Origin of the sequence: Erwinia sp. V90_4, from assembly GCF_029967685.1 — a bacterium.
In the GTDB taxonomy this organism is placed as follows: Bacteria; Pseudomonadota; Gammaproteobacteria; order Enterobacterales; family Enterobacteriaceae; genus Erwinia; species Erwinia aphidicola.
The window spans coordinates 1-26,528 of record NZ_JASCAQ010000033.1; the positions used below are offsets into that span (position 1 = coordinate 1).

At 56.8% G+C, this 26,528-nt stretch carries 21 protein-coding genes; 12 read left to right on the forward strand and 9 right to left on the reverse strand.

What is annotated here, in order from left to right; all coding sequences use genetic code 11:
• Positions 1-116: 116 nt before the first annotated feature.
• The gene (locus QLG07_RS02665; RefSeq protein WP_282468412.1) at positions 117-701 is read right to left on the reverse strand and encodes a hypothetical protein; all 585 of its coding nucleotides are present in this window, start codon (positions 699-701) and stop codon (positions 117-119) included.
• A 239-nt stretch (positions 702-940) separates the two neighbouring features.
• Here QLG07_RS02665 and metA point away from each other — a divergent pair, with 239 nt between their 5' ends.
• From metA to aceK, 4 genes are all read left to right on the forward strand, one after another.
• Entirely contained in the window at positions 941-1,870 is a 930-nt protein-coding gene (gene metA, locus QLG07_RS02670; RefSeq protein ID WP_133622216.1) for a homoserine O-succinyltransferase, read from the forward strand.
• 314 nt (positions 1,871-2,184) lie between these two features.
• Positions 2,185-3,783 carry a malate synthase A gene (gene aceB, locus QLG07_RS02675; RefSeq protein WP_282468413.1) on the forward strand — a complete coding sequence of 533 codons (1,599 nt, stop codon included), beginning with the start codon at positions 2,185-2,187 and terminating at the stop codon, positions 3,781-3,783.
• A gap of 21 nt (positions 3,784-3,804) precedes the next feature.
• On the forward strand, positions 3,805-5,109 hold the full coding sequence (gene aceA, locus QLG07_RS02680) for an isocitrate lyase (RefSeq protein WP_282468414.1): 1,305 nt from the start codon (positions 3,805-3,807) through the stop codon (positions 5,107-5,109).
• A gap of 73 nt (positions 5,110-5,182) precedes the next feature.
• Positions 5,183-6,916 carry a bifunctional isocitrate dehydrogenase kinase/phosphatase gene (aceK, locus tag QLG07_RS02685; RefSeq protein WP_282468415.1) on the forward strand — a complete coding sequence of 578 codons (1,734 nt, stop codon included), beginning with the start codon at positions 5,183-5,185 and terminating at the stop codon, positions 6,914-6,916.
• Positions 6,917-6,948: 32 nt separating this feature from the next.
• Here aceK and iclR read toward each other — a convergent pair whose 3' ends face one another.
• Complete coding sequence (gene iclR, locus QLG07_RS02690; protein WP_230050830.1) at positions 6,949-7,782, reverse strand: glyoxylate bypass operon transcriptional repressor IclR; 834 nt, start codon at positions 7,780-7,782, stop codon at positions 6,949-6,951.
• A 187-nt stretch (positions 7,783-7,969) separates the two neighbouring features.
• On the opposite strand from iclR, the gene metH reads away from it, so the two are divergent.
• Entirely contained in the window at positions 7,970-11,653 is a 3,684-nt protein-coding gene (metH, locus tag QLG07_RS02695) for a methionine synthase (protein WP_282468416.1), read from the forward strand.
• A 12-nt stretch (positions 11,654-11,665) separates the two neighbouring features.
• Entirely contained in the window at positions 11,666-11,947 is a 282-nt protein-coding gene (locus QLG07_RS02700) for a hypothetical protein (protein WP_348994602.1), read from the forward strand.
• A gap of 73 nt (positions 11,948-12,020) precedes the next feature.
• On the opposite strand, the gene QLG07_RS02705 is transcribed toward QLG07_RS02700, so the two are convergent.
• Complete coding sequence (locus tag QLG07_RS02705; protein WP_230050823.1) at positions 12,021-12,749, reverse strand: UTRA domain-containing protein; 729 nt, start codon at positions 12,747-12,749, stop codon at positions 12,021-12,023.
• Positions 12,750-12,951: 202 nt separating this feature from the next.
• Between QLG07_RS02705 and QLG07_RS02710 the strand changes: the two genes are divergently transcribed.
• Genes QLG07_RS02710 through QLG07_RS02730 form a run of 5 tightly spaced genes read left to right on the forward strand, consistent with a single transcriptional unit; the run spans position 12,952 to position 17,457 of the window.
• Positions 12,952-14,010: an ABC transporter substrate-binding protein gene (locus tag QLG07_RS02710; RefSeq protein ID WP_048917601.1), complete on the forward strand. Its 1,059-nt coding sequence runs from the start codon at positions 12,952-12,954 to the stop codon at positions 14,008-14,010.
• A 9-nt stretch (positions 14,011-14,019) separates the two neighbouring features.
• On the forward strand, positions 14,020-14,829 hold the full coding sequence (locus QLG07_RS02715; protein WP_048917600.1) for an alkaline phosphatase family protein: 810 nt from the start codon (positions 14,020-14,022) through the stop codon (positions 14,827-14,829).
• Positions 14,826-15,674 carry an ABC transporter permease subunit gene (locus tag QLG07_RS02720; protein ID WP_048917599.1) on the forward strand — a complete coding sequence of 283 codons (849 nt, stop codon included), beginning with the start codon at positions 14,826-14,828 and terminating at the stop codon, positions 15,672-15,674. The genes QLG07_RS02715 and QLG07_RS02720 overlap by 4 nt, the downstream gene beginning before the upstream one ends.
• Positions 15,675-15,676: 2 nt before the next feature.
• Positions 15,677-16,462: an ABC transporter permease subunit gene (locus QLG07_RS02725; RefSeq protein ID WP_048917598.1), complete on the forward strand. Its 786-nt coding sequence runs from the start codon at positions 15,677-15,679 to the stop codon at positions 16,460-16,462.
• Positions 16,463-16,464: 2 nt separating this feature from the next.
• Positions 16,465-17,457 carry an ABC transporter ATP-binding protein gene (locus tag QLG07_RS02730; protein WP_282468418.1) on the forward strand — a complete coding sequence of 331 codons (993 nt, stop codon included), beginning with the start codon at positions 16,465-16,467 and terminating at the stop codon, positions 17,455-17,457.
• 20 nt (positions 17,458-17,477) lie between these two features.
• Here the strand turns inward: QLG07_RS02730 and QLG07_RS02735 are convergent, their stop codons facing one another.
• The 4 genes from QLG07_RS02735 to QLG07_RS02750 all read right to left on the reverse strand — a co-directional run bounded on the left by QLG07_RS02735 (position 17,478) and on the right by QLG07_RS02750 (position 22,389).
• The gene (locus QLG07_RS02735) at positions 17,478-18,527 is read right to left on the reverse strand and encodes a fimbrial protein (protein ID WP_282468419.1); all 1,050 of its coding nucleotides are present in this window, start codon (positions 18,525-18,527) and stop codon (positions 17,478-17,480) included.
• A gap of 8 nt (positions 18,528-18,535) precedes the next feature.
• On the reverse strand, positions 18,536-20,992 hold the full coding sequence (locus tag QLG07_RS02740; protein WP_348994603.1) for a fimbria/pilus outer membrane usher protein: 2,457 nt from the start codon (positions 20,990-20,992) through the stop codon (positions 18,536-18,538).
• Positions 20,993-21,013: 21 nt separating this feature from the next.
• Entirely contained in the window at positions 21,014-21,745 is a 732-nt protein-coding gene (locus QLG07_RS02745; RefSeq protein WP_282468421.1) for a molecular chaperone, read from the reverse strand.
• Positions 21,746-21,852: 107 nt separating this feature from the next.
• Entirely contained in the window at positions 21,853-22,389 is a 537-nt protein-coding gene (locus QLG07_RS02750) for a fimbrial protein (protein WP_282468422.1), read from the reverse strand.
• 399 nt (positions 22,390-22,788) lie between these two features.
• On the opposite strand from QLG07_RS02750, the gene QLG07_RS02755 reads away from it, so the two are divergent.
• Positions 22,789-24,414 carry a Na/Pi cotransporter family protein gene (locus tag QLG07_RS02755; protein ID WP_282468423.1) on the forward strand — a complete coding sequence of 542 codons (1,626 nt, stop codon included), beginning with the start codon at positions 22,789-22,791 and terminating at the stop codon, positions 24,412-24,414.
• 164 nt (positions 24,415-24,578) lie between these two features.
• Here QLG07_RS02755 and panS read toward each other — a convergent pair whose 3' ends face one another.
• A complete protein-coding gene (panS, locus tag QLG07_RS02760; protein WP_282468424.1) occupies positions 24,579-25,496 on the reverse strand; it encodes a ketopantoate/pantoate/pantothenate transporter PanS in 918 nt (305 codons plus the stop codon).
• Positions 25,497-25,662: 166 nt separating this feature from the next.
• A complete protein-coding gene (gene aqpZ, locus QLG07_RS02765) occupies positions 25,663-26,358 on the reverse strand; it encodes an aquaporin Z (RefSeq protein WP_282468425.1) in 696 nt (231 codons plus the stop codon).
• Positions 26,359-26,528: the final 170 nt, after the last annotated feature.

Consider the following 26,528-nt stretch of genomic DNA (forward strand, 5'->3'; position numbering starts at 1 on the left):
ACTGCCAGGCATCAAATAAAGCAATAACCCCGACCGAAAGGCCGGGGTTTTTTGCGTTTACAGGGTTGTTAAGCACGCCAGATCCCAAAGGCCAATCGTTGATCGACACGTGCTGCCTACTTACTGCGTAAGATCTTCACTAATCCATACATAATGATGAGATAACCCAGGCTCTGAGTGGGCTCTTCAGCAGTATTTTTCAATGCTTCGCTATAATGAATATTCGCAATTCCCTTCCAGACATAGCGGTTGCCAAACAGTCTGGACCACACCAGCACTAAAATAAGACCACAAATCAAGTAGTTATAATCGCCGAATCGGTGCAGCTCGACAAGATTTCTCAAAGCCTTCCTGATGCCTTGCTGAGCCGCCTGCCACAGATAACTCACTGATATTGCGATAGCCAGCCACGACCAGTGAAGCGCTCCGTTAAATAAATCGCGAATATTTTCCCGGTTCTCACGGATAAACATCGCAGCAAAAAGCCCTATAATCAGTAAGATCCCCCCGGACAGGTCTCTGTTATTATCTTTGATTTTATACAGCAGGATTATATTAATAATCAGAAAGACAGAGTGCGAGATGGCGGTTATTGGATGCTTATTAACCTCATTTTTAAAAATATAATTATCAGCCATTACAATCAGATATGGCACGCACATCATCATCGCCAGCGCGAGGTACTCCTTTATTTTTTGCATATCCGTGAACACATTATCTGTTTAGAAATATGCAATCTAACAAAGCCAGGCAGCTCCCGACTTCCCTATTGTAGCTATTATTGACGCACACTGCGGGAACAACACTTTTAGTCCCCAAAGCCAGGCGTGATGAAACATTTTCAACTATTCGATGAATACTCGACATTCGCGGCAGAGCGCGTTATCTTTGGCTGTCTGGATGTCTAAACGTATAAACGTATGTAGTGAGGAAGCAGGTTATGCCGATCAGGGTACCCGATGAATTACCAGCCGTGAATTTTCTGCGCAACGAGAACGTCTTTGTCATGACGTCCACGCGTGCCAGCACGCAGATGATCCGCCCGCTAAAAGTGCTGGTACTGAATCTGATGCCGAAGAAGATCGAAACCGAGAACCAGTTTCTGCGCCTGCTCTCCAACTCTCCCCTGCAAATTGATGTGCAGCTGCTGCGCATCGACAGCCGGGAATCACGTAATACCCCTTCGGAGCATCTGAACAATTTCTACTGTAATTTCGAAGATATTCAGCATGATAACTACGATGGATTGATCGTCACCGGCGCGCCGCTGGGACTGGTCGACTTTAATGATGTGGCTTACTGGCCCCAGATCCAGCAGGTGCTGCACTGGGCGAAAGAACACGTCACTTCCACACTGTTCGTCTGTTGGGCGGTACAGGCGGCGTTAAACATTCTGTATGGCATCCCCAAGCAGACGCGGGAAAATAAGCTTTCAGGTGTGTTTGAGCATCAGATCCTGCATCCGCATGCGCTGCTCACGCGGGGCTTTGACGATACCTTCCTTGCGCCGCACTCACGCTATGCTGATTTCCCGGTGCAGCTACTGCGAGACTACACCGATCTGGAGATCTTCGCGGAATCGGAGCAGACCGGAGCCTATCTGTTTGCCAGCAAGGATAAGCGCCTGGCATTTGTCACCGGCCACCCCGAGTACGATGCCCTGACGCTTTCCGGCGAATACCATCGCGACTACGACGCTGGCCTGCAGCCGGAAGTGCCATTCAACTACTTCCCCGATGACAATCCTGAGCTACCGCCGCGTGCCAGCTGGCGTAGCCATGGCAACCTGCTGTTCTCCAACTGGCTCAACTACTACGTTTACCAGATTACGCCATTCGACCTGCGCCATATGAACCCGACGCTCGAATAGTCGCGCTGAACGTAGAAAGCAAAGGGTGGATCCTCGATCCACCCTTTGGCATTTCTACAGCTCTAAGCTCCTCCCCATCAAGCTTAATCCTGTCACCCGATCTTCCTCACATTACCGATGAAAACACCTTCCTGTTATTGTGATCTTTAATCTCTCTTTAAATCATCATGTTGAGATGAATTTTTAATTAAAATGGAAATAGTTTTTGATTTTAAATTTTAACTGATTATATTTTGATCCTGTAGCTTAAAGATTGTTCAGCGGCAGCACGCCGGATCTCTCAGCCGCCCACCGGTCGATGACAGGAGAAAAAGATGACACAGCAGGTAATCAGCAGCGAACTGACCTTTCAGCGCACGTTTGGTCAGGCAGAACAACAGATCCTTACCGATTCCGCCGTCGATTTTCTGGCTGAACTGGTGGCACGCTTTACGCCGCGACGTAATGCACTACTGGCCGATCGCCAACGGGTGCAGCGTAAAATCGATGGCGGAGTACTGCCGGGTTTTATTTCGGAAACGAATTCCATTAAAGATAAAGAGTGGAAGATCCGCGGTATCCCAGCCGATTTACAGAACCGCCGGGTAGAGATCACCGGCCCGGTTGAACGCAAGATGGTGATCAATGCGCTCAACGCCAACGTGAATGTCTTTATGGCGGATTTTGAGGATTCGCTGGCGCCCAGCTGGGAGAAGGTGATTGCCGGACAGATCAATCTACGCGATGCGGTAAACGGCACTATCAGCTACCGCAATGAAGCCGGGAAGATCTACCAGCTGAAGCCCGATCCCGCGGTATTGATCTGCCGCGTGCGCGGGCTGCACCTGCCGGAAAAACACGTTACCTGGCGTGATGAGGCGATCCCGGGCAGCCTGTTTGATTTCGCGCTCTACTTCTTTCACAACGTCGACACGCTGCTGGCAAAGGGCAGTGGCCCCTATTTCTACCTGCCAAAAACCCAGTCTTACCAGGAAGCGGCCTGGTGGAGTGACGTATTCAGCTACGCCGAAGATCGTTTCGATCTGCCACGCGGTACCATCAAAGCCACGCTGCTTATTGAAACGCTGCCGGCGGTATTCCAGATGGACGAGATCCTCTATCACCTGCGCGATCACATCGTCGGGCTAAACTGCGGCCGCTGGGATTACATCTTCAGCTACATCAAAACGCTGAAGAACTACCCGGATCGCGTCCTGCCGGATCGCCAGTCGCTCACGATGGATCAGGGGTTTCTCGATGCTTACTCACGGCTGTTGATCAAAACCTGCCACCGGCGCGGCGCGTTTGCGATGGGTGGCATGGCGGCCTTTATCCCCAGCAAAGATGCCGAACGCAATCAGTGGGTGCTGGATAAAGTGCAGGCTGATAAGCAGCGTGAAGCCACCAATGGGCATGACGGCACCTGGATTGCACATCCAGGCCTGGCCGACGCCGTGATGGAGATTTTCAATCAGGCACTGGGCGACCGCCCAAACCAGCTACAGGTAATGCGCGTGCAGGATGCCCCGGTTACCGCTGAGCAGCTGCTGGCCCCCTGCGACGGAGCGCGCACCGCGGCGGGCATGCGCGCCAATATTCGCGTGGCGGTGCAGTACATCGAAGCCTGGATTAGCGGTAACGGCTGCGTGCCAATTTACGGTCTGATGGAGGATGCTGCCACCGCTGAGATCTCGCGTACCTCTATCTGGCAGTGGATCCACCATCGCAAAACCCTGCAAAGCGGAGAAGAGGTGACCGAAGCGCTGTTCCGCCAGATGCTGACTGAAGAGATGCAGGTTATTCGCCAGGAGCTGGGCGACACGCGCTATGACAACGGGCGCTTCAATGAAGCCGCCGCGCTGATGGAGCGCATTACTACCGAACCCGAACTGGTGGAGTTTCTGACTCTGCCCGGCTACCGCTTACTCCCCTGAACCCTGACAAGGAGCACCACAATGACTTCTCGTATCCAACAGATTCAGCAGATAGAACAAACCTGGCGTGAAGCTCGCTGGGACGGCATTACCCGCCCCTACAGCGCGGCGGAAGTGGTTAAGCTGCGCGGCTCGGTCAACCCGGTCTGTACCCTGGCCGAAAACGGTGCGCACCGGCTCTGGAAACTGCTTAACGGCGGAGCGAAGAAAGGTTATGTCAACAGCCTGGGCGCCCTGACCGGTGGGCAGGCGCTGCAGCAGGCGAAAGCGGGGATTGAGGCTATTTACTTATCCGGCTGGCAGGTCGCGGCCGATGCTAATCTCGCAGCCAGCATGTACCCGGACCAGTCGCTGTACCCGGCCAACTCGGTGCCGTCGGTGGTGGAACGGATCAACAACACGTTCCAGCGAGCCGATCAGATCCAGTGGTCGAGCGAGATTGAGCCGGGCGACCCGCGCCATGTTGACTACTTCCTGCCGATTGTCGCTGATGCCGAAGCCGGATTTGGCGGCGTGCTGAATGCATTTGAACTGATGAAGTCGATGATCCAGGCTGGAGCCGCCGGCGTACATTTTGAGGATCAGCTGGCCTCGGTGAAGAAGTGCGGACATATGGGTGGCAAAGTGCTGGTGCCAACCCAGGAAGCGATTCAGAAACTGGTGGCGGCGCGGCTGGCGGCGGATGTGATGGGTGTGCCAACGGTGCTGATTGCGCGTACCGATGCCGACGCAGCGGACCTGATCACCTCCGACTGCGACGAATATGACCGCGAATTTATCAGCGGTGAGCGCACCCCGGAGGGCTTTTTCCGCACCCATGCCGGAGTCGAACAGGCGATCAGCCGCGGGCTGGCTTACGCACCTTACGCCGACGTGATCTGGTGTGAAACCTCGAAGCCGGACCTGGAGCAGGCGCGCCGTTTCGCCGACGCGATAAACGCCCGCTTCCCCGGCAAGCTGCTGGCATACAACTGTTCACCGTCATTTAACTGGAAAAAGAATCTCGACGACGACACCATCGCCCGCTTCCAGCAGGCACTGTCTGAAATGGGCTACAAATATCAGTTCATCACCCTGGCAGGGATCCACAGCATGTGGTTCAACATGTTCGACCTCGCGCAGGCGTATGCGCAGGGGGAGGGGATGCGCCACTACGTAGAGAAAGTGCAGCAGCCGGAGTTTGCCGCCATCAAGCAGGGTTACACCTTCTCTTCGCATCAGCAGGAGGTCGGCACCGGCTACTTTGACCATGTCACCACCATTATTCAGGGTGGGGTGTCATCCGTCACGGCATTGACCGGTTCGACGGAAGAAGATCAGTTTTAACCACAACGCTTCAGGTTTCTCAACAGGGACGGGCATGCCCGTCCCTTCCTGAATCCAGCGCCGGAGGCACACCATGGCCACACTCGAAACCCTGATTGCCCGCACTATCCTGCAGGGATTTGACGCGCAGTATGGTCGCTTTCTTGAGATTACCGCCGGGGCGCAGCAGCGCTTTGAACAGGCCGACTGGCTGGCGGTGCAGCAGGCGATGAAAGCGCGTATTCACCTCTACGACCATCACGTCGGCCTGGTGGTAGAACAGCTGCGCTGCATCACCGCCTCACAGGCCGACGACCGCGATTTTCTCCAGCGGGTGAAAGCGATCTACACCGATCTGCTGCCGGACTATCCGCGTTTTGAGATTGCCGAAAGCTTTTTTAACTCCGTCTACTGTCGGCTGTTCAGCCACCAGGCATTGACGCCGGAGCGGCTGTTTATCTTCAGCTCGCAGCCCGAACGGCGCTTTCGTACCATTCCGCGGCCGCTGGCCAGGGAGTTCAGCGCGACGGCCGGCTGGCCGCCGCTGCTGAGCCGTCTGCTGCACGACCTGCCGCTGCGCCTGCCCTGGCAGGATCTGGCCCGTGATATCGGCTTTATCACGGCGCATCTGCACGAACAGTTCAGTACGGAGGCGCTACAGCAGGCAACGCTACAGGTGGCTAACGAACTGTTTTATCGTAACAAAGCGGCCTGGCTGGTGGCTAAACTGCGCACCCCTTGCGGCATCTGCGCCTTTCTGCTGCCAATCCACCGCAGCGATGAGGGCGAGCTGTTTATCGATACCTGCCTGACCAGCAACCGTGAGGCGAGTATCGTGTTTGGCTTCGCCCGCTCCTATTTTATGGTTTATGCCCCACTGCCGGCGGCGCTGGTCGAATGGCTGCGCGAGATCCTACCCGGCAAAACCACCGCCGAGCTGTATATGGCGATTGGCTGCCAGAAGCATGGCAAGACTGAGAGCTATCGCGAATACCTCAGCTATATGACGCACACCCGCGAACAGTTTGTTATCGCGCCCGGCGTACCGGGCCTGGTGATGCTGGTATTTACCCTGCCGGGCTTCGATCGGGTATTTAAGGTGATCAAAGACCGCTTTGCGCCGCAGAAAGAGGTCACGCCGGAGCGGGTGCGCGCGTGCTACCAGCTGGTCAAGGAGCATGACCGCGTGGGCAGAATGGCCGACACCCAGGAGTTTGAAAACTTCGCGATCGAGCAGCAGCGACTTAGCCCACAGCTGCTGGCACTGCTGCAGCGCGAGGTGCCGGAGAAACTCCACTATCAGGGCGAGCAGCTGGTCATCAGCCATCTGTACATGGAGCGCCGCATGACGCCGCTCAATATGTGGCTGGAGCAGGCTAATCCGCAGCAGCGGCGCGAGGCAATCGAGGAGTACGGCAACGCGGTAAAGCAGCTGGCGGCGGCCAACATCTTCCCCGGCGATATGCTGTATAAAAATTTCGGCATCACCCGCCACGGGCGCGTGGTGTTCTATGACTACGATGAAATCAGCTACATGACCGAAGTGAATTTTCGCGACATCCCGCCGCCGCGCTACCCGGAGGATGAGCTGAGCCACGAGCCGTGGTACAGCGTGTCGCCGGAGGATGTGTTCCCGGAGGAGTTTCGTCACTATCTGTGTGCCGACCCGGCAATCGCCAGGCTGTTCGATGAGATGCACAGTGAACTGTTTCGCGCCGGGTACTGGCGCGAGCTGCAGCAGCGCATCCGCAATGGCCATATCGAAGATGTGTTTGCTTATCGTCGGCGTCAGCGCTTTTGCCAGCGCTATACCCTTCATACCCTTTAATGCCGCTCCCATTATTTTGGCTATAAATGAGGTTAGCGCCCACCGCCATATTCGCGGGTGATCTCTTTGGCGGCTTTAATCGCCAGCGCACCCAGCTCGGTCACGCGGTCATCGGTAATACGCGAGATTGGGCCGGAGATGGAGATTGCCGCAAACGGTTCGTGGTGCTCATCATAAATGCAGGCGGCCACGCAGCGCAGCCCCAGCGCATGTTCCTCATCGTCGAACGAATAGCCGGTTTTGCGCACCAGCGCGAGATTATCCTTCAGGCTCTGCGGCGACATCAGGGTTTTCGGCGTGTAATAGTGCAGCCCCTTGCGATGCAGCAGTTCCGTTACCTGCTTGTCGTTCAGATTGGCCAGAAACGCTTTACCGGCGCCGGAGGCGTGCATCGGCAGCTTGCCGCCAATCGGTGCCGACATACGCATCAGCTGGGTACACTGCACCTGGTCGATAATCACCGCCTGATGATCGCTGAGGTCCAGTACCGCCAGATTCACCGTCTCTCCCGACTCTTCCATCAGCGAACGCAACATCGGATGCACCAGCGCCAGCAGGTTGCGGCTCTGCAGGAAGCTGCTGCCGACCACAAACGCGTGCGCGCCAATGGTCCATAGCCCTAAGTCGCCCACCTGACGCACAAATCCCTGCTGCTGCATGGTCGTCAACAGACGATGGGTGGTGGAGTTGGGTAAGCCGGCCTGCTGCGCCAGTTCGGTCAGCGCCACGCTGCCGTGCGATTCGGCAATGAATTCCAGCAGCTTAAGGCCGCGGGTTAATGACTGGACCTGCCCGGCAGGTGCAGCGGGAGCAGCGGCGGCAGCGCGGGGTTTCTTTCCGCGTTTTGCCGCGACGGGGGTGGCCATACCTGACTCCTTAGTTGTTATGGTTATGGAAATCATTTTCGTTGCATACCCGTCATACTTCCAGCTTTTTCTGGCTTTATTAGTGGCTGAAGAACTCTCATATCGCATAACTTTTACCCGCGCAAAAGTTGTGCCAGTATGGCGTGTTGGCGTTGGTGCCTGCGAGTGAAGTGGAAGGGGAAGTGCTGTGAGTAACCGGATTGAAGCGCTGCATCAGCAGCTGAAAAAACGCATTATGCTGCTTGATGGCGGTATGGGCACCATGATCCAGAGCTACAGGCTGGAAGAAGAAGATTATCGCGGTGCGCGTTTCGCCGACTGGCCGAGCGATCTCAAGGGCAACAACGACCTGCTGGTGCTCACCCAACCGGATATAATTAGCGAAATTCACAACGGCTATCTGGCTGCAGGCGCGGATATCCTCGAAACCAACACGTTCAACTCCACCACCATCGCGATGGCCGACTACCATATGGAGTCGCTGTCAGCAGAAATTAACTACGCCGCCGCAAAGCTGGCGCGCGCCTGCGCCGATGAATGGAGTGCTAAAACGCCGGATCGCCCGCGCTATGTTGCAGGTGTGTTAGGGCCTACTAACCGTACCTGCTCCATTTCTCCTGATGTTAACGACCCAGCCTTTCGAAACGTCACCTTTAATCAGCTGGTGGAAGCCTACCGTGAATCGACGCGTGCGCTGGTGGAAGGCGGTTGCGATATCATCATGATCGAAACGGTGTTCGATACCCTGAACGCCAAAGCGGCGATCTTCGCCGTCAAAGAGGAGTTCGAAGCCCTCGGCATCGAGCTGCCGCTGATGATCTCCGGCACCATCACCGATGCCTCCGGCCGTACGCTCTCCGGCCAGACTACCGAAGCCTTCTATCACTCGCTGCGCCACGCCGAGCCGCTCTCGTTTGGCCTTAACTGTGCGCTTGGCCCGGATGAACTGCGCCAGTATGTGGCCGAGCTGTCGCGCATCGCCGAAAGCTATGTTACTGCTCATCCGAATGCCGGGCTGCCGAACGCCTTTGGCGAGTACGATCTTGATGCTGACATTATGGCCGAACAGATTGGTGAATGGGCGCGCTCCGGCTTCCTCAATATCGTCGGCGGCTGCTGCGGCACCACCCCGCAGCACATTGCGGCGATGGCGCAAGCTATCGACGGCGTCGCCCCGCGCCAGCTGCCGCAATTGCCAGTCGCCTGCCGCCTCTCCGGGCTGGAGCCGCTGACCATCAGCGCGGAAAGCCTGTTTGTGAACGTCGGCGAGCGTACCAACGTCACCGGTTCGGCGAAGTTTAAGCGCCTGATCAAAGAAGAAAAGTATAACGAAGCGCTGGAAGTCGCGCTGCAGCAGGTGCAGAGCGGTGCGCAGATCATCGATATCAATATGGATGAAGGGATGCTCGACGCCGAAGCGGCGATGGTGCGTTTCCTTAACCTGATCGCCGGCGAGCCGGATATCGCCCGCGTGCCAATCATGATCGACTCCTCCAAGTGGGAGGTGATCGAAAAAGGCCTGCAGTGCATTCAGGGCAAAGGGATTGTGAACTCCATCTCGATGAAAGAGGGGGTCGATCAGTTCCTGCGACATGCCCGCCTGGTGCGGCGCTACGGCGCGGCGATGGTGGTGATGGCCTTCGATGAAGTGGGCCAGGCAGACACCCGCGCGCGTAAAATCGAGATCTGCCGCCGCGCTTATCAGCTGCTGACTGAAGACGTGGGCTTCCCGCCGGAAGATATCATCTTTGACCCAAATATCTTCGCCGTTGCCACCGGGATCGAAGAACATAACAACTACGCGATGGACTTTATCGGCGCCTGTGAAGATATCAAGCGCGAACTGCCGCATGCGATGATCTCTGGTGGCGTCTCCAACGTGTCGTTCTCCTTCCGCGGGAACGACCCGGTGCGCGAGGCGATCCACGCGGTGTTCCTCTATCACGCCATCCGCAACGGCATGGATATGGGCATCGTCAACGCCGGGCAGCTGGCAATCTATGACGATTTGCCAGGCGATCTGCGTGAAGCGGTGGAGGACGTTATTCAGAACCGCCGCGACGACGGCACCGAGCGCCTGCTCGACCTCGCCGAGAAATATCGCCGCAGCAAAGCGGAAGATGACAGCACTAAACCCCAGGCGGAATGGCGCAGCTGGGAAGTGGCGAAGCGCCTCGAATATTCGCTGGTGAAAGGCATTACCGAATTTATTGAGGAAGATACTGAAGCCGCACGTCAGCTGGCCGCTCGCCCGATTGAGGTGATTGAAGGGCCGCTGATGTCCGGCATGAATGTGGTCGGCGACCTGTTCGGCGAGGGCAAAATGTTCCTGCCGCAGGTGGTGAAATCTGCCCGCGTAATGAAGCAGGCGGTGGCTTACCTTGAACCCTATATCGAAGCCAGCAAAGAGAAGGGCAGCACCAATGGCAAAATCGTGCTGGCAACGGTGAAGGGCGACGTACACGACATCGGCAAGAATATCGTCGGCGTGGTGTTGCAGTGTAATAACTACGAAATAATCGATCTTGGCGTGATGGTGCCGAGCGACAAAATTCTGAAAACGGCCCGCGAACACAACGCCGATATTATCGGGCTGTCCGGGCTGATCACCCCGTCGCTGGATGAGATGGTCAACGTGGCAAAAGAGATGGAACGCCAGGGCTTTACCCTGCCGCTGTTGATTGGCGGCGCGACCACCTCAAAAGCGCACACGGCGGTGAAAATCGAGCAGAACTACAGCGGGCCAACGGTCTACGTGCAGAATGCTTCGCGCACCGTGGGCGTGGTGTCGGCGCTGCTGTCGGCGACGCAGCGCGAAGACTTTGTGGCCCGCACGCGCAAAGAGTATGACACGGTGCGTATTCAGCATGCGCGTAAGAAGCCGCGCACGCCGCCGGTGACGTTGCAGGCTGCACGCGACAATGATTTTACCTTCGACTGGCAAAGTTATACACCCCCGCCAGCACACAGGCTGGGTGTAAGCGAAGTAAGCGCTAACATCGAAGTGCTGCGCAACTACATCGACTGGACGCCATTCTTTATGACCTGGTCTCTGGCGGGAAAATATCCGCGCATTCTGGAAGATGAGGTGGTCGGCGAAGAGGCAAAACGCCTGTTCGCCGATGCCAATGCGATGCTCGACCAGCTCAGTCGCGATGGCGCGCTCAATCCGCGCGGCGTAGTGGGGATTTTCCCGGCTAACCGCGTGGGTGACGACATTGAAATCTACACTGATGAATCGCGCTCGCATATTTTGCAAGTGAGTCATCACTTACGCCAACAGACAGAAAAAACGGGCTTTGCTAACTACTGTCTCGCTGATTTCGTCGCACCAAAGTCCAGCGGTAAGGCCGACTACCTCGGCGCCTTTGCCGTGACCGGCGGGCTGGAAGAGGATGCACTGGCTGAAGCCTGGGATGCTAAGCATGACGACTACAATAAGATCATGGTGAAGGCGCTGGCAGACCGCCTGGCGGAAGGCTTTGCCGAATACCTGCATGAGCGGGTGCGTAAGGTCATCTGGGGCTTTGCCGCCACTGAAAACCTCAGCAACGAAGAGCTGATCCGCGAAAACTATCAGGGCATCCGTCCGGCACCGGGCTACCCCGCCTGCCCGGAGCACACCGAGAAAGCCACCATCTGGCAGCTGCTCGACGTGGAAACTCACACCGGCATGCAGCTCACCGAGTCATTCGCCATGTGGCCAGGTGCGGCGGTCTCCGGCTGGATTTTCAGCCACCCGGACAGTAAATATTTCGCCGTTGCCCAGCTGCAGCGTGACCAGATTGAAGACTACGCCAAACGCAAAGGCATGCCGGTCAGCGAAGTTGAACGCTGGCTGGCCCCGAACCTGGGATATGACGCGGATTGATCCCTCACGGGGGTGTACGCCCCCGCTCCGCGATCTCTGCGATCTCAGGACGCTGAAGCTTTCGTACGTAATCTGGCGCGGAAAATGCCACTGTATGAGGACCAACTGATGACTATTGCTGAGCAGCTTGAACAGAAAGGCCTTGAGCAGGGTCTTAAAAAAGGTCTTGAGACCGGACGGCAGGAAGGAAAGCGTGAGGTCGCGCGTAATCTGATCCTGAAAGGCATGGAGATGCAATTAGTCAAAGAGCTGACCGGCCTCTCTGACCACGACCTGGCTCAAATCAGTCACTAAACCGCCTTCACTGATGAACCGTCATTCACGCCGCTGACGGTTCATCGCGCTTTATCGATGATTGGCCAGGACGTTATCCCACCTCGTTTACTGCCTGCTTCACCTCTACCGCAATATACAGCGCGTCATAACGCCAGTACTCGCAGTCGCAGTCGATAATCCGGTCGTGCTGGTCGCGGTTAACGCGGGTGATAAACAGTGCCGGACTGCCGGCGGCGACTTTCAGCGCCGGGGCGGCGAAGGCTGGCAGCGGGGCGGGCAGCATGGTGAAGCCGACACGGCCATAGCTGATGCCATACTCCTCCTGATACAGCTGGGTCAGCGAACGCGTCAGGTCAAAGCTCAGCAGCTGAGGAAAATAGCGCGGGTTGAGATAGTGTTCGACATACAGCACCGCCCGGCCATCAATGCGCCGCAGGCGACGAATGCGCACCACCTCTTCCCCCTCCTGCATCTCCAAACGCGTGGCTATCGTCGCGCTGACCGCCACACTTTGCGCATCCAGCACCTGGGTGGCAGCGACGCGCCCCTGGCGTTCGGCCATCGCGTGAAAGTGGCTGCGCAGCAGCGGGTCGTAGGCGAGGCGTGGCGGAGCGATAAACCAGCCGCGCCGCAGTTCGCGATAAATCATTCCCTCGGCTTCCAACTGCCCCAGCGCCTCACGCAGCGTGATGCGCGTGGTGGCGAACTGCTCGCTCAGCACGCGTTCGGCAGGCAGACGCCGACTGGCGGCATAATCCCCCTGACGGATCCTCGCCGCCAGTGTCCTGCTGATTACATCCACCGTTAATGATTTGGTCATCGTTAAGCCTCAATTTGGTGCGAAACTGCACAATAATCGCACCACCGGGGGCGCAAGCCTACGGACACAGCCTGGCAGGAGAGGGTGGACTAGTCCACAGCCCACGGGCGCTGTCATAAAACATTCATCCCACCAGGCTAGATTGGCTCGCATCTTGCTGGACTAGTCCAGAAGGCCACCCCCATTATTCGGAGCATCAACCATGAAATCTTTGTTCGCATCCGTATTAGCCAGTGCCATCGTCCTGTCATTACCGGCCAGCAGCTGGGCTGCCGATACCGCCGCGCTGGAAAAAGCCGCGCAGGCGGAAGGCCAGGTTAACAGCGTTGGCATGCCTGACAGCTGGGCTAACTGGAAAGGCACCTGGGAAGATATCAGCAGCAAATATGGTATCAAGCACAGTGATACGGATATGTCCTCCGCTCAGGAGATTGCCAAGTTCGCCGCGGAGAAAAATAACGCGAGTGCGGATATCGGCGATGTCGGTGCGGCTTTCGGGCCGGTTGCCGTGCAGAAAGGGGTGACGCAACCCTACAAACCCACCACCTGGGATCAGATCCCGGACTGGGCGAAAGACAAAGATGGCCACTGGGCGCTGGCCTATACCGGCACCATCGCCTTTATCATCAATAAAGACCAGGTCAAAGATATCCCCCACAGCTGGGCCGACCTGAAGAAAGGCAAATATGTGGTGACCATCGGCGACGTCGGCATTGCGGCACAGGCGGCCAACGGCGTGCTGGCTGCCAGCTACGCGATGGGCGGCAACGAGAAGAACCTGAAACCCGCGCTGGATTTCTTTAGCGAGCTGGCAAAAGAGGGGCGGCTTGGCGTAACCGATCCGGTGATTGCCAACATCGAGAAGGGGGAGATTCAGGTCGCCGTGGTGTGGGACTTCAACGGTCTGAACTACCGCGACCAGATTGACCCGAAACGCTTTGAAGTGGTGATCCCGTCCGATGGCTCTATCACCTCCGGCTACACCACCATCATCAACAAATATGCCAAACACCCGAACGCCGCCAAACTGGCGCGTGAATATATCTTCTCCGACGCCGGGCAGATTAACCTCGCACGCGGCTATGCCCGCCCAATTCGCGCAGAACACCTGAAACTGCCAGCGGACGTGCAGGCCAAAATGCTGCCGGATGCGGAATACAAAAATGCGCATCCTATCGCCGATACCGCCGCGTGGGATAAAGCGGCAAAACAGCTGCCGCGACTGTGGCAGGAAAGCGTCATCATCAACATGAAGCAATAAGGCAACGCGATGAAAACCATTCTGGTGGTGCTGGACGGCCTGAATTTTCAGGTGGCGCAACACGCGATGGGCTATTTGCAGGCGGAGTGCGCTCAGGGCCACGGGCAGCGCTACCGGATGATCTGCGAGCTGCCTTCGCTCTCGCGCCCGCTGTATGAGTGCATCCTCACCGGCATCACGCCGGTGAACAGCGGCATTATTCACAACGGCGTCAGCCGCCTCAGCAACCAGCGCAGCGTGTTTCACTATGCGCGGGCGGCGGGGCTGACCACGGCTGCAGCGGCCTATCACTGGGTCAGCGAGCTGTATAACCGCACGCCGTTTTCTGCGGCGCGCGACCGTCACACTGAAGCGCCCGAGCTGCCGATCCAGTTCGGGCACTTCTACTCTGATGATGGCTATCCGGACTCGCATCTGTTTGAAGATGCCGAGAGCCTGCGGCTGCGCTATCAGCCGGACTTTTTGCTGATCCACCCGATGAATATCGACGATGCCGGGCACCAGCACGGCTTCTCCTCTGCGCAATACCGCAACCGGGCGCGCATGGCCGACGGCTATCTGTCGCACTGGATGCCGGCCTGGCTGCAGCAGGGTTATCAGGTGATTGTCACCGCCGATCACGGTATGAACGACGATCGCAGCCATGGCGGAATATTGCCGGAAGAGACTCACGTCCCGCTGTTTGTCTTCGGCAGCGCTTTTTCGATGAATGCGGACGCCGTGCCGCAGCAAACCGAACTGTGCGGCACAATCTGCCAGATCCTCGGCGTTGAGCACGATAAACCCTACTGCGCCGCCCTGCTGGAACCCACGCTATGAGAGGGAAATGGCTCGCGCTGCTGTGCCTGCTGCCGTTTGCGCTGTTCTTTATCGCCTTTCAAATTGCGCCGCTGGTGTGGATCGCCATCAACAGCTTCTACAGCGATATCAACGAGGCCTGGGGATGGGCCAACTACAGCGATATCCTCACCTCGCCGTTTTACCAGCAGGCGATCCGTTTCTCGCTCAATATCTCGTTCTGGTCGAGCGTGTACGGCCTGGCTATCGCGCTGTTCGGCGGCTACTCGCTGCACCAGCTCGGCGGCGGCAGGCTGCACCGTTTTCTGATGTCATTTACCAATATGACCAGCAACTTTGCCGGCGTGCCGCTGGCGTTTGCCTTCGTGATCCTGCTGGGGCTAAACGGCTGCCTGACGCTGCTGATGGGTAAATACGACATCATGCAGGGCTTCAAGCTCTACTCCAGCGACGGGCTGATTGTGGTGTATACCTGGTTCCAGATCCCGCTTGGCATTCTGCTGCTTTACCCGGCGTTCGACAGCCTGAAGAGGGACTGGCAGGAGTCGGCGGCGCTGCTCGGCGCCAGCCGCGCGCGCTACTGGTGGCATATCGGCCTGCCGATCCTGATGCCCGCGCTGATCGGCACCTTTGTCATTCTGCTGGCCAACGCGCTGGGCGCTTACGCCACGATCTACGCGTTGACCACCGGCAACTTTAACGTCATTCCGGTGCGGATAGCCGCGCTGGTTTCCGGCGACATTTCGCTCGACCCCAACCTCGGCAGCGCGCTGGCGATGCTGCTGGTGGTGCTGATGTCGCTGATCACCGTGATCCACCAGTGGCTGGTGCGTAAGAGCTACCAGCACGTCCGGCAGGGGAGCTGACTATGTCGCGCAGTGAATACCTATATCATCGGGTGGTCGTCTGGCTGGTATTTGCCATTCTGGCCCTGCCGCTGCTGGCGACGTTGCTGTATGCGCTGGCAACCCGCTGGGGCGCAACCATTGTGCCTGATGGCTTTACCTTAAAGTGGCTGATCCAGCTGTGGAGCGACCCGCGCTTTCTGACGGCGCTCTGGCATTCGCTACTGATCTGCTTCGGCTCGCTGCTGCTCTCGCTGCTGCTGGTGCTGCCGACGATGTTTGTGATTGCTTACTACTTTCCAAAACTCGATGCGGTGATGAACATCCTGATCCTGCTGCCGTTCGCCATTCCACCGGTGGTCTCTTCGGTCGGGCTGCTGCAGCTCTACTCCGCGCCGCCGCTGATGCTAACCGGTACGCCGTGGATCCTGCTGGGATGCTACTTCACCATCGCGCTGCCGTTTATCTACCGCGCCATCGCCAACAATATGCAGGCGATCAACCTGCGCGAGCTGATCGACGCCGCACATCTGCTGGGTGCCAGCACCTGGCAGGCGGCGCTGCTGGTGGTACTGCCGAATCTGCGCAAAGGCGCGACCATCGCGGTGCTGCTCTCCTTCTCCTTCCTGATCGGCGAGTTTGTCTTCGCTAATCTGCTGGTCGGCACCCGGTTTGAAACCTTGCAGGTGTATCTCTACAACGTGCGCAACAGCAGCGGCCACTTCAGCAGCGCGCTAGTGATCTCCTACTTCTTTGTTGTCCTGCTGGTGACCTGGCTGGCGAATACCCTGAACCGTGAAAGAGGCTGAGCATGACGTATCTGAGCGTTACCCAACTGAATAAAAGCTACGGTCCAACCCCCATCTTTCAGGATATTGAGTTCAGCGCCAGCGAGGGGGAGTTCGTCACGCTGCTCGGCCCAAGCGGCTGCGGCAAATCGACGCTGCTGCGCTGCCTGGCGGGGCTGACTTCGGTCGACAGCGGGCAGATTATCCTGCAGGGGCAGGACATTGTGCCGCTGGCACCGCAGCAGCGCACCCTTGGCATGGTGTTTCAGAGCTACGCGCTGTTTCCGAATATGACGGTGGAGCGCAACGTGGCGTTTGGCCTGAAAATGCAGAAGCTGGACGGGGCGGAGATCCAGCGGCGGGTGGCGGAGGTGCTTGAGCTGGTGGAGCTTAATGACTACGCAAAACGCTACCCGCATCAGCTCTCCGGCGGCCAGTGTCAGCGCGTGGCGCTGGCGCGATCGCTGGTGACGCGCCCGCGCCTGCTGCTGCTGGATGAGCCGCTGTCGGCACTGGACGCGCGTATCCGCCGCCATCTGCGCGATCAGATCCGCCGTATCCAGAAAGAGCTGAATCTCACCACGCTGTTTGTCACTCACGATCAGGAAGAGGCGCTGACGCTGTCAGACCGCATCGTGCTGATGAACAAAGGCAAAATCGTACAGAACGGCAGCGCCGAGTCACTGTATACCCAGCCGGTGAATCTGTTTGCCGCCGGGTTTATCGGTAACTACAACCTGCTGACGCCGGAACAGGCAACGCGCCTGACCGGGCTTGGCTTCAACAGCCAGGTGGCGATCCGCCCTGAGTCGCTGCTGTTCTGCGCGCAGCAAGAGGGGATCCCAGCGGAAATCCTCAGCCACAGCCTGCTGGGCAACGTTATCCGCTACCGGGTGAAAGCGCGCGATGTTGAGCTGATGGTCGATGTGCTTAACCATTCGCCAGACGATCTGCGTCCTGCGGGCCATTCCATCGGGCTGCTGATCAACAAACAGACGCTGTGCGAGGTGGCGTAACCCGCCCTTTTATCGCGGGGCTACTTATAACTCACGGTGAAACTGGCTTTGGCATTCGCGCTGCCGGGCTGCGGTTTGGCGCTGGTTTTGATATAGCGCGCGTTGAAGTTGAGCGTCATATCCCCCTTTTCCACCGCTCCGACCAGCGTTGCCGTACCGAGCGGAAAGGGCGTGACGCCATCTTCTTTCAGTAACTGAATGCCGATGCCGCTGGCTTTGGAACTTTTATCCAGGCCCAGCACGCCATTGCTGGCGTCAGCATTGGTTGACCCCCCGATGCCGTCGAACAGGACCTTAGCGATGTTATCACTGGCGGGCCCGGTGCTGCAGTTGGTCAGCGGGATGCTGAATGGCTGTGCCGGACCGGTGGGATTAAGGTTGATGATGGAAGCTTCATCCATCACGACCTGAGTGGTGGCGCCCTTATTCGGAATGGCGCAGTTTTCGACAAAAACGCTTAACTTGAAATCAGAGGTCTGGAAAACTTCTCCCCCTGCGCTCAGTGAAGTAGTGCCTGTGACGACGTGGGTTCCGGGGGAAATATCACCCGTTTTTATTAATGTCACTCCCAATGCTAATCCTGCTGTAAAACCAGAGGCCGTAGTCATTGGAAGAGTCATGGGGAAGTATTGACCTTTAGACATACCACCTGTTTTATATCTTGTTATCATTCCAATGCCTGCGATATTGGTGGGATAGACTTTTCCGGCGGCGTTGGGAAATGCAGGGGGATTCAGTCCACTCACCGGGGCTGCGGCAGAGGTATATTTTGCGGTTATTGTTGCAGATTTTCCGCACACCAGACCCTCATAGTCCTTGAATTTCTCGGGTGACAGCAGCTGGGTTTCATCGAGAACCTCACTGCCGACAGCCGCTGAACGTGGGATTGTGCGGGTTCCCCATGTCCGTTCAGCGGTAACCTTACCTGCGGTGTAATCATAATTTCCTGAAGAATCTTTTTTATAAAAATAGCATTTGTCAGCCGGTAGCGAGCCAGCAAAGCCCGGTGCACTGACGGATAACAGTACGCCCGCCGCGATCAAGCCATAACATTTCATCCGATAGCTCATATTTTCCCTTAGTGACGACAAATCGCCGTGGTGATAATCAGTCCATCTTCCTGCGGCAGGCCATTGGCCTTGACCTCGGCGCGGCACTGCTGGTCGGATTGCGCGCCCCAGCTGACGTCTACCGACATCTGCTTAGCTTCCTGCTGCAGATTGATCAGCGCCTGGCCAGCCTGGCCTACCAGCGTCAGCTCCCTGCCTGAGGTATCTTTCACCGCGGCGCCAAACGGTACGAAGCTGCCATCAGGACGGGTAAGCTGCAGCAGCAGGCGCTGGTTTTTGCTGGCGCGGTAGTGGACTTCAACCACCGCACCCTGGCGGGGGTAGACCTGCTGTACGCTGCCATCAATATCCACACTGTTATCCACATTGCGCGTATCCAACAGGATGCGGTTAGCGCGGTAAGGGCGCAGATAGGGCACCAGTGCATAGCCCCGGCTGTTAGTCACCGAGGTGGGGGAGTTCTGGAGCGAGACGTCCGGCGTGCGATCCACATTGACCAGGCCCACGGTATCTCCTAAACGCTGGCTCAGCTCAATACCACCCGCGTGCGCCAGCAGTGAGCCGGAGATCGCGGCATTGGCGCTGCGGTAATCCTCACCGGCCGTGACCCCGCCGTTAAGCTGCGCCCACGGGGTCAGATAGCCAGCCGACACCGCGTAGTCGCTGCTGGCGTTGCCCCGCGACTGATTACGCAGGTTAACGTTGTAGTTAAACTGGTTCTTCTCGCCTGCGGTGCCGCTGAGGCCCAGGTTCTTACTGTAGCTGTGGCTGGCATCGCGGCTGAGGGTGGCGCTGAACGACGCCCGACCAAGCGGAATCGACACCATCATCGAAACCTGCGTCTCCCGATCTTTGCTGTAGCCACCGTTCTGCGTGGTGCGGCTGGCATAAATCCCGAGGTTTATCCAGTCGATCATCGTGTTAAAGCCGAGCTGAAGCTCGCGGGTTTTACGCGGCGTGTGCCACCAGGTCTGCTGGCTGCCCGTCAGGTAAACCGAGCTGGAGTCGCCAATATTCTGCGTCAGGGTGGCTTCAATCCGGTTGCGCCGGCTTTCCGGCGTGTAGTGATACTGATGGATAAAGCTGCGCTCACTGACCGCTTCGGAAAACGTGCGATAGCCTTCGGTGGAGTAGCGGTAGCCGGCAAAGCGCAGGTCGGTCCCGTTATCAAAGGCTTTACCGTAGCGCAGGCTGTAGCTCTGCCCGGATTGCTGGCGCTCACGATAACGGGTTTGTGACTGCGACATATCCAGCGCCAGCGCACCCAGGCTGCCGAGGCTTTTGCCTATGCCCAGCACGCCGGTCTGATACATATTGCTGACGATCAGCCCGCTTGACAGCGTCAGGTCATACGGCAGCCCCAGCGCGCCGGACGCCTGCAGGAAACGCGGTTTCACCGTGTAGGATGCGTTCGACGCCCGGTATTCACCGGCGGCAATATTGTAGCGCCAGGTACCAAGGCGCAGCAGGTTGCCCAGCGTGGCATAGGGCTGGGTAAAGCGGCGCTGGGTGCCATCCGCTTCGGTGATGACTACTTCCAGATCGCCGTTACCGGAAGCCGTGTTCAGATCGCGAATCTCAAACGGGCCAGGTGCAACCCAGGTGGTGTACAGCGCGTAGCCGTGCTGGAAAATCTCAACTTTGGCCTGCGTATTCGCCATGCCGCGAATTACCGGGGAGTAACCCTGTAAGGAATCTGGCAGCATCTGCACCACCGATCCAGCCTGAATGCCGCGGAACGGGACGCTGTCCAGCACATCGCCCCCGGTAAACAGTTCACCCGCCTGCACGTTACCCAGCGTTCCCGGCAGATCCCGCTCGACATAGGTGTTATAGGTCTGCCAGCTGTCCCCTTTTCGCCAGGATGCCGACGAGCGCAGCCGGAAGCCCAGCAGATTGATGCCGCCTTCAAGATATATATTTGAGGTGGTGGTGCTGCGGCTGTGGCGAACGCTGCGCGCGCCGGAAGCATTATAATTAAGGATCAGCGCGGGAATGCCCGCATCCCACTTTTTCGGGTCGATATACCCCTGCGCCGTCTGGTCCAGATTTTCCTGCGGGATCATGATGTGCAGCGTCAGTTTTTTACTGTTGAAAGCGACGCTGGCGTGTTCAATAGTGCGGCTGACGTTGATGCACGATGCACCGTCTGCTGACGCTAACGCGCTCTCCCTGACGCCGGCTTCACGCAGCAGGCTGACGGGAACGCACGGCACCAGCGCATCCCCAACCAGCTTAAATTCCAGCGACTGCTGGCCATAGCCCTGCTTGTTAATCACCAGGGAAACCGGGTAGTTGCCCGGCGGCAGGCTTTTTTGATTTAAGACAGTGTTAATATCCAGACCTGAAGCTGGCAGGCTCATAAAATCCTGATCAAAGCTGTCGTCGTCGGCCGCGCAGCCTGCCTTCGTGGCGAGGCAGATCGCAAGCGCCATGACAGAGTATCGAAAAACTGGCGACATCATTGTCTCTATTCTTCCGTTTTGTTAGTGCAGTAAAATATCCGGCTGCTGCTTAATACCACCGTAGTCGTTAATGGTGGTAAAACTGACCTTACCCTGCTGACGTATATCGTGGCCCGGCAGGAGGTAATCCTGATGGCTGAACGGGGCCAGCATCTCCGCATCGTTAACTGTTGATGTCCGTCCACCGTGAACAAAGTTTATGGTCGAAAATGAAATGTGCCACGGCGTGTTATTGGTGGCTCGCAGCCAGGACTTACCGTCGCGATCCACGCGCTGCCAGCCAATCTGGCTGATGGCCCCTTCCGCTGTACCGGGCAGTCCCGTCGGGCGGTAGAACAGCTTGATGCGCGTGCGCACGGCGATGGTAAGCTTGTTCTCTGAGCGATTTTTATTCAGGGCCGGGATCTCCTGCGCATTAAAATAAAACACGGATTCCCGGTCGACGGGTAAAGAAGAGGCCGACAGCGCGATAATTTTAACTATCTGGTCTTCGCCAGGACCAACGCGCGTCAGCGCTGGAGTCGCAATAAACGGAACCTGTTCATCACTGCGATCGCTGGCACCGTTAACCCAGACCTGTACGGCATAATTATCTTTAGTAATATTGCTCAGCGTCGCGCTGGCGCTTTTATCTTTCGCATTATAGATAATGCGGGTTTTATTGATCATTACCGCTGCCGTGGCTGGTAATGCGAAAATGGCTAACAGCATCAGGGCAAAAATGCTGTGAATAAATTTATTTTTCGTCAACATCCATTATTCCGTGGGTTATTTATAGCAATGTATTAGGAATAAGCGAAGAGCTACGGGCAGGTGAAAATGCCCGAATAATAATTATTCAGGCATAGTTTTATCATGGGTTATTTGTAGTTGATAACGAAACCTGCTTTCGCGCCAGCATCACCGGCAGTTGCCTGGCCCAGGGCAATATAGTCAGCTGTAAAGCTAATGGGCTTTGTTAAATCGTAGGCGGTGGCTGTATCCGTACCAACTGTCACCACGTTATTGTTCTGGTCGAGAATACGGATAGCCACGTTTTGTGCGCCGCCCGCTTTCACCGCCAGATACTGCTGTTTGTCGCCAGCGGTACCGCTCATCGGAACAAAACGCACGGTACCGGTTTTACCGGTCAGGTCGCAGTTGCCACCCGTTTCTGCAGAATCCTGAATCTGCAGAGTGAACGTTGCCCCGCCTGCGGTTTTATTCATTGCGCTCAGGCTGTTGGCCTGCACTTCACCCATATCAATAGTTGCATTGGAATTACCATCGCTCACGCCAACCGAACAGGTGCTGTCGTTAATTTTTCCGGTAAATTCAATCGTGCCGTCTATGGCCATTGCCTGCAGGGAAAACAGGCCCGCAGAAGCCACCAATAATGAAGCTAGAGTTAATTTCATGGTAATCCTTACCTTTGCTGATTGATCGTATGACAAATTCTATTTAACACCCTGAAGTTGTTTAGGGTGATTTTCGTCATGAATTCTACGTTCTTTTTAAAAAAATGAAATAAGGACATGATGCGAGGGGTGAGAGTTTGTGGATATAATCCCATAAAATGAATTTAAATATCGCGATGCTTTTTTTATGGAATTTTTTTATCGCAAAATTAACGTTTAAACTAAAGTTCGATATTTTTATCTAAATAATTATTTTTTTAAGGTTAGCTGTGCTGGTATGGGAGGGTTGCACACATTTTTCTTCCTGAATAAAATTATCTCTATGATTTAAAATAGGATTACACTTAGTTCACTACCTACGGCCACCTTACGCTGTTGACTCTAAGGGGAGTGTACTTTGTGTTAACCTTGTTAAATCTTCTGTCTGCCGTGGCGCTGCTGGTGTGGGGAACCCATATTGTCCGCACCGGCATTATGCGCGTTTACGGTGCCGATCTGCGCCGGGTTCTGAGCCGCAGCGTGGCGAAAAAACCGATGGCGTTCCTTGCCGGAATTGGCGTCACCGCGCTGGTACAGAGCAGTAATGCCACCACCATGCTGGTTACGTCGTTTGTCGCGCAGGAGCTGGTCGGGCTAACGCCTGCGCTGGTGATTATCCTGGGTGCGGATGTGGGTACGGCGCTGATGGCGCGTATTCTGACCTTTGATCTCTCCTGGCTGTCGCCGCTGTTTATCTTCTTTGGCGTGGTGTTTTTCCTCGGGCGCAAGCAGACCCGCGCCGGTCAGCTGGGGCGAGCCAGCATCGGGCTGGGGCTGATCCTGCTGGCGCTCCAGCTGATTGTTGCCGCCGCCACGCCGATCACCCAGGCGGCTGGCGTGAAGGTGCTGTTTTCCTCACTGACCGGCGACGTGATGCTCGACTCGCTGATCGGCGCGCTGTTCGCCATTATCAGCTACTCCAGTCTGGCCGCGGTGCTGCTGACCGCGACGCTGACCGCCACCGGGGTGATCTCCTTTAAGGTGGCGCTGTGCCTGGTCATCGGGGCGAACCTCGGCAGCGGCCTGCTGGCGATGCTGAATAACAGTGCGTCGAACGCCGCCGGAAAGCGCGTGGCGCTGGGCAGCCTGCTGTTTAAATTTATCGGCTCGCTGCTGGTGCTGCCGTTTATCGATCCGCTGGCGGCGCTGCTGGAAAAGCTGCCGGTCAACGACGAAGAGCTTGTTATCTTCTTCCACGTTTTTTACAACCTGATCCGCTGCGTCATTATGGTGCCGTTTGCCGAACCGATGGCCGGGCTGTGCAAGCGGCTGATTGGGGACGATACCGAAACCGACCTGCGCCTGAAGCCGCGCCATCTTGATCCCGGCTCGCTCGATACCCCGGCGCTGGCGCTGGCGAATGCCGCGCGTGAAACCCTGCGCATGGGCGATGTGCTGGAGCAGATGCTCACCACCTTCAGCAAGGTGGTACATGGCGAACTGCGTGAGGATCGCGAAATCCGTAAGCTGGATGACGATGTTGACGTGCTGTACACCGCCATCAAGCTCTACCTGGCGCAGATGCCGAAGGAAGATCTCCCGGAAGAGGATTCACGGCGCTGGGCGGAAACGATTGAGATGGCGCTGAACCTGGAAATGGCGGGCGATATTCTGGAGCGCATGAGCGGTGACGTGGCTGATAAATCGCTGGCAGCGCGCCGGGCGTTTTCGCAGGAGGGCATGAAAGAGCTGGATGCGCAGCTGGAGCTGTTAACTAACAATTTGCGCCTCAGCCTGTCGGTGTTTTTATCGCGTGATATCACCAGTGCCAGGCGCCTGCGCCGCTCGAAGCACCGTTTCCGCATCACCAACCGCCGCTATTCGCACTCGCATGTCGATCGCCTGCATCAGCATAACGTTCAGAGTATCGAAACCAGCTCGCTGCACCTCGGCCTGCTGGGCGACATGAAGCGCCTGAACTCACTGTTCTGCGCGGTGGCCTACAGCGTGCTGGAACAGCCGGATGATGATAAAGATGAGGATTGAGTGAGGTTGACCGCAACGGGTCGGGCATGCCCGACCCCTACGTCATTTTGCCGGTGTTGGTACGGGTCGGGCATGCCCGATCCCTGCGTCATTTTGCCGGTGTTGGTAGGGGTCAGGCATGCCTGACCCGCAGTCATAGCCGCAGCCACACCGGTGCAGGCAGGTTACTTTTTCTTAATCGGCTTACCGGACCAGTAACCGGCCAGCAGCGAACCGGACAGGTTGTGCCACACCGAGAACAGCGCACCCGGCAGGGCGGCGAGCGGGGAGAAGTACAGCTTGCCGAGCGTTGCCGCCAGGCCGGAGTTCTGCATCCCCACTTCCAGCGCCAGCGTGCGGCAGGTAGATTCGTCGAAGCCAAACAGCTTGCCGCCCCAGTAACCGCCCAGCAGTCCAATCGCGTTATGCAGCATCACCGCGACAATCACCATCAGGCCAACGGAACCGATAAAGCCCTGGCTGCCTGCCACCACCGCGCTGATGATCAGCAAAATACACACCATCGAAAATGCCGGCAGATACGGCTCGACGCGCTTTACCACGCCGTTCAGGGTGTGATGGATAATCAAGCCAAGGCCGATCGGCACCACCACAATTTTCACAATGCTCAGCAGCATGCCGACGACATCGACCTGAATATGGGTATCAACGTACAGCTTGGTCAGCAGCGGGGTGGCAAATACGCCAACCAGCGCGGAGACGGAAGAGATGGTCACTGACAGCGCGACATCACCCTTAGCCAGATAGATCATCACGTTCGATGCGGTGCCGCTGGCGACGCTGCCGACCAGAATCATGCCGGCGGAGAGGTCCGGCGGCATATTGAACAGCTTAGCCAGGCCCCACGCGGCCAGCGGCATCACCAGATAATGCAGAAATGTCCCGGCAATCACCGGCGCCGGACGGGTCAGCACGCGCTTAAAGTCATCGATGTTCAGCGTCACGCCCATGCCGAACATAATCAGCATCAGCAGGTAGGTGACGTATGGGCCAATCCCGGTAAAGGTGGTGGGGGTGTAATATGCGGCGACAGAGAGCAGGACTGCCCAGAGGGGAAACAGTCGGGTAATGGTGGCGAGCATAGCCGGAAATCCTTATTAGAGTTTTTGAATAAGCGTGAATATTTGCCATAGCACAGGACAACGAAGGCAGGATCATAGCATTAAAAACGGGGTGAAAAGGCAGCGAGATCGGGCGAAAATAAAGCAGAAAACCCCACCGGAGTGGGGTTCAGGCAGCACAGCGTTCTTAGGCTTTCGCTTGCAGTAAAAAACGATAGATCAGGCCACCAAGGATCGCGCCAACAATCGGCATCACCCAGAACAGCCACAGCTGGTCGATGGCCCAGCTTCCCTGGAATAGCGCCACGGCGGTGCTGCGCGCCGGATTGACCGAGGTATTGGTAACCGGGATGCTGATCAGATGGATTAGGGTTAACGCCAGACCAATGGCTAGCGGGGCAAAACCGGCAGGCGCGCGTTTATCGGTCGCACCGTGAATAACAATCAGGAACACGGCGGTAAGGACCACTTCGATTAACGCACAGGCCAGTAGCGAATAGTTGCCCGGCGAGTGCGCCCCGTAACCGTTAGAAGCAAAGCCGCCGCCCATTACGTCAAAGCCTGCCTTGCCGCTGGCAATGGCATACAGCACCGCACCTGCCGCCAGCCCGCCGACCAGTTGGGCAATGATATAGGGCAGCAGCAGTCGTGCTTCAAAGCGGCCACCCACCCACAGCCCGATGGAGACCGCCGGATTAAAGTGCCCGCCGGAGATATGCCCGACGGCATACGCCATGGTCAGCACCGTCAGGCCAAACGCTATCGCCACCCCGACAAAACCAATCCCCAGTTCGGGAAAGGCAGCCGCCAGCACCGCACTACCACAACCGCCAAACACCAGTACAAACGTCCCGAAAAATTCTGCCATAAATTTCTGCATCACAACCCTCACAATATGATTAGTTTAAATGCGGGATTATTCACAACTGCAACAGTATATTCGTCGATCAATTGCATTTTAGACGAGGAAATGAACAAATTGAGTGGCTTCAGGGGGCGGGTTATCAAGATATTTTAATCACCTAACTCAAACTGGACCGATTAATGATGCTT